General features: G+C 33.5%; 3 protein-coding genes and 1 pseudogene. All 4 read left to right on the forward strand.

Annotated features, from left to right (window positions below; translation table 11 throughout):
* Positions 1-222: 222 nt before the first annotated feature.
* Positions 223-564: pseudogene (locus V7183_RS26095) on the forward strand (transposase); the annotation flags it as partial.
* A gap of 429 nt (positions 565-993) precedes the next feature.
* Positions 994-2589, forward strand: a complete 1596-nt coding sequence (locus tag V7183_RS24650; protein ID WP_335361174.1) for an S-layer homology domain-containing protein — start codon at positions 994-996, stop codon at positions 2587-2589.
* A gap of 470 nt (positions 2590-3059) precedes the next feature.
* Positions 3060-3509 (forward strand): MarR family winged helix-turn-helix transcriptional regulator, encoded by a 450-nt coding sequence (locus V7183_RS24655; protein WP_097899784.1) that lies wholly within the window; start codon positions 3060-3062, stop codon positions 3507-3509.
* A gap of 78 nt (positions 3510-3587) precedes the next feature.
* Positions 3588-4802, forward strand: a complete 1215-nt coding sequence (locus V7183_RS24660; protein ID WP_097899785.1) for an MFS transporter — start codon at positions 3588-3590, stop codon at positions 4800-4802.
* Positions 4803-4994: the final 192 nt, after the last annotated feature.

Consider the following 4994-nt stretch of genomic DNA (forward strand, 5'->3'; position numbering starts at 1 on the left):
AAATAAAAGACTACATACTATACGCGAAAGAGTATAAAACAGGGAATTATGTATCAGGGGCTGATTGGTTTTGGAGGAGGACGAGGCCTATAGCGGGGGATGTATCCGCAGATACGAAGCACCGAGGACCATAGAAAATAAGAATTAATTAGCTATCTAGACAGACCGATGAGTTATCGACTCATGCGAATACACCAGTGCATCTTGTTGAGTGATAATAAAGTTGCTGAAGAAGCTTTGAGGCTTGAGGAAAGCATCCAGTTTATCGATGTAGAAATTCATTCTCTCCTCAGAGGAAACCATGAAAAAGGAATTAAACCACATCCATATACGAAGTTACTTCTTTCTTTCTTTTTGTAAGTGAAAATATTGCTTGTACTCTAATCGGTGTTATTGGCGATATAGAGCACTGTCATACATATAAAGAATCTCGGTGTTTCAGCCGAAAATTCGCAATCTGGAACTTTTGTACGCTCGACTAAACAAACATATAGTGGTGTTCGAGATGCGCGTCGGATACTTTATCAGATGTCTATGATGATGTTAGCAACTGGAACACGAAAATCTGATTTCCCTTATCTTTCTGGACCAAAAATCTTCAATTGTATAGCTTCATCAACAGGTTGTAAGGATGCTAGCGCGAAAATATATGTGGTTTCACCATTCGGTTCTGTTATTGGTTGAATAAATAAGCGATATTTTATATTATCTGCACCTTATCTCTATTTATTTCTGTTAATATACCTATTAAGAGATATACAATAAGGGTTTAGATGTATGATTTGCAATATACTGATTTAAAGGATTTTCCTTTATTACTTGAATAGGCTAAAAAGAAAGGAGGACCTATAGATTTCGGTTGATTATATGAAATGAAAAATCAAGTTGTTATCTTTGGGTTCAGATTACCATTATTTAAACTATTATTCATACTAAAAGAAGTACAAGGAGGAAGGTATATCCATTAAAATAGTGAGATATACCAAATTAGAAATGAGCATTAAATTTAATAAAAAAGTAGTAGCATTAACAGCAGGATTAACGGTTTTAACTTCACCATTAGCATCATTTGCAGAGGAACAACAGGAAGGTAATAATATTAAACCTGCGGAAGTTCAAGGACAAGGTAAAACAGACCAACTTAAAGTTTCAGAAGAACAGGCTTTACAAAGTATTGAAGAAAGTTTTAAAGATGTAGATGGAAGGGGTATCAGTAAAGAAGAAGTTACTGACAAGGTAAAACCTTCAGAAGAAGAAACAGGTAGACTAACACCACCTAAAAACAAGTTATCTAACCGTAGTTTGAGTGGTAAATATTTAAGTAGTGGTACTAGTACAATAAACGGTGTTCCATTTACAGAATGGATTGTTCCACCAGGAAACGATAATATTAGACCTCAAAACCGGATGAAACCGAAGTACATTACAATTCATGAAACTGATAATACTAGTGTTGGAGCAGGGGCAAAAAGCCATGCTAAATACCTATATAACCAAGCAGTAGGGGATACAAACCGAGTAGCATCATGGCACTTTACAGTAGACGATAAAGAGATTTATCAACATATTCCTATCAATGAAAACGCATGGCATGCTGGTGACGGTAATGGTTCAGGTAACCGAGAGTCTATTGCAATTGAAATCGCAGTTAATCAAGATGGTAACTACGATAGAGCATTAGAAAACGCTAAGAAATTAGTAGCATATTTAATGAAAGAAACAGGTATTACAGTAGATAACGTAGTAAAACATCAAAAATGGAGCGGTAAGCATTGCCCAGACAATATTATTAATAGAGGACTTTGGAGTTCATTCTTAGAAGGTTCTCAATGGTATTATGATACTAATTATAAACCTCAAGACGATATTACAGGTGGTTGGTATGAATCTAGTATTCGTGAGTTAAATAAAAGGGGTATTATGCAAGGTGAAGGAGACGGAGTATTCTCACCTAACAGAGAGGTAACAAGAGCAGAATTTGCTCAATTAATCTCTAAATCTCTAAATCTACCAAGTGGAGATGCTACATTTAAAGACTTAGATGATGCACATCCATCTTTACAAGACGGTATTCGACGTGTAGCAAGTGCAGGAATCATTCAAGGTAGAGGTGACGGTTACTTTGACCCTAATGCACCGATTACAAGAGAAGAATCAGCAATCATTGTAAACAAGGCTTTACAAACTAAAGACTTATGGGGACCAGTTGCAAACCTACCATTCTCAGACTTAGACCAAATTAACTATAAAGAAGACGTTCAAAGACTATATGGTTTAGGTATTATAAAAGGTAAAGGTAATAACGTATTCGACCCTAGGAGTACAACAACTCGTGGTGAGACAGCAAAAATGATTTTAAGTATGCTCCAAGTAATTGAAACTGGGAGTATTCAAAATGTAATTGGAACGGCTCAAATCAATGGTATTGGGGTAAATATTCGAAGCGGAGCAGGTACAAATTACTCTATTGTTAGAAACGCAAGTAAAGGCGAAAAAGTTACAGTATATGAAGAAAAGAACGGTTGGCTAAGAATTGGAACAGGTCAGTGGGTTTATTATGACTCTAGTTATATCAACTATAACAGATGATATAAAAGTAAATAGTTAAAGGAACAAGTCATGTAGAGATATATGATTTGTTCTCAGGATGTGGAGAAAGTCTTCTCCACATCCTGTTTTTGTGTTTGGACCTTTTTTATCCGTCAACACTGATAAAAAAGAAGAAAAGTTAAGCTACAGTGACAGCGTTATGTCACTCCCTATATTTGTAATAAAGCGCTAAAGGATAATATGTGTAAGTGCGAAACTGACGATCATTGAGGACAAGCCTATTTTTTATTTATGTAAGAAGGAAAATAACATGATAGTATAAATAATTGACATTTAGTTATTTACAGAATATACTTCATATATGAAGTATAAGGTGGTTTTCAGAGAAGTAAGAAAAGTATATGAGGAATAGTTGTAAACTCCATATAAATTATTTGACATAAAAATATGATTATCTATATTTAATTTGTCCAATGTAGGCTTCATTTTCTGAAGAAAGGAGTTTTTCTATGCAAATAGCGGCAAGAGAATTATATGCTTTGATTAGAGATGTATATCATCAATTACAAAGTAATCTCGAAAAGGAATTAGAACAATTTGATATCAGTATAGTGCAATTTGGAGTAATACAAGTGTTATCAGATACAGAAAAAACTTCTATGTCTGATCTAAAACAAAAAATTGGTTGTGCTCCTAGTAATGTTACCACTATGATTCAACGAATGAAGAGAGATGGTTTTGTAACAACCACTAAAAATCCAGCTGATCAAAGAGAAACATTAGTATTTTTAACTGAAAAGGGAAAAGAAACAAAAGAAAAAGTAAATGTTCAATATAATTTATTTCTTAAAGAAAACTTTTCTTACTTTAATGAAGAAAAGTTTATAACGCTATCAGAAATCCTTGAAGATTATAAATGTCATTTACTAAATGTTGAAAAGAGAATAACAAAATTGTAACTAGTGACTAATAGTTACAATTTGCTTATATATATAATTCATATATGAAGTAATTTCTGGAGACAAGGAGAGATTTGAATGAATGACAAAGGCATTAAACCTATGTTATTTCTACTAGCAATTGTAGCATTTTTTATTGGGATGGATTCTTTAGTGGTATCACCTTTAATTCCTGATATCGCCAAATCAACTGCAACACCAATGGAAAAAGGAGGGTGGTTAATTACTTCTTATGCTTTATTTTATGGGTTAACTGCTCCATTTTTCGGACCGATTTCTGACAAATTTGGGCGTAAACAAATGATTGTAACAGGGATGCTAATATTCTCAATAGGAACTTTTTGTACTGGATTAACACAAGACTTTAACACAATTTTAGTTTTTCGTGCATTAACAGGCTTATCAGGAGCAATGATAATGCCAAGTATATTTGCATTAATAGGTGATAAAATACCTTATAAAATGCGTGGAATGGCGATGGGAATGATAATGGGGGCTATGGTTGGATCTACTGTTTTAGGAGTACCAATTGGGGCTTTCTTAACTTCTGTTGGTAACTGGCAATGGACTTTTTATGGCATAGGAATTTTAGCATTGTTAGTTGCGTTTATTGTAATTGGAATGTTGCCTAAAACACCACCAACAAATCAAATTCAAGTTTCTGCACCAGTAGCAATGATTTCTGCAATTAAAACAGCTTTTACAAATTCATCTGTGTTCTTTGCATTATTATCCACTTTCTTGTGGACTGTTAGTTTACAAGGTATGTTCTCTTATATTGGAGTGTATTACAAAGAAAACTTTGATTTTAGTGTTGAAAAAACTGGAATGGTAATCTTTTTTGCAGGAGCTGGTAGTATTATTGGAAACGTCATAGGTGGTAAATTGTCTGATAAAATAGGTAAAAAAGCAGTTGTTTCAATTGCTACTATTATCGCGGCAGTTGGAGTTGTTAGTTTCTCATTGTTAACTGACCATGTAATAGCTGCAATGATTGCACACGTATTATGGAGTACATCAATTGGTTTTGGACAATCTTCATTAACAGCCTTAATCTCAGAATTAAGTCCGAAGGTCAGAGGTACTGTAATGGCTCTTAATAGCTCAGCAATGTATATTGGAATGATGTTTGCATCTGCAGGTGCTTCTTGGCTATTGGTGAGAGGACAGTCATTCTTAGCTATTGGTATACTATGTGCAATTGCTAGTTTTCTAGTACTACCAATTGTTTATTTTTTAGTAAAAGAAGGCTCAGCTACAACAGTAAATGAACAACAAGCCCAACTAAAATAGTAAGAGTAAATAATATCCGTGTACATATTAAAATTATTTATACAAACATTTCTTCTGTGTTAAAGCAACAATTTTTTCTTGTAAAATGAATTATTATAAATGGAATTATTTACAAATGAATCTCCGTATGATATAAGTATTACGTGGGAATTTTAACATGGAATATTTTTTTTAGAATATACTTCATATATG

Source organism: Bacillus sp. JJ1127 (assembly GCF_036965845.1).
GTDB lineage: Bacteria > Bacillota > Bacilli > Bacillales > Bacillaceae_G > Bacillus_A.

What these genes read in the sequence shown, in the direction of transcription:
- V7183_RS24660 (WP_097899785.1), top strand. Translation starts at nt 3,588, where the DNA reads ATGAATGACAAAGGCATTAAACCTATGTTATTTCTACTAGCAATTGTA.
- V7183_RS24655 (WP_097899784.1), top strand. Translation starts at nt 3,060, where the DNA reads ATGCAAATAGCGGCAAGAGAATTATATGCTTTGATTAGAGATGTATAT.
- V7183_RS24650 (WP_335361174.1), top strand. Translation starts at nt 994, where the DNA reads ATGAGCATTAAATTTAATAAAAAAGTAGTAGCATTAACAGCAGGATTA.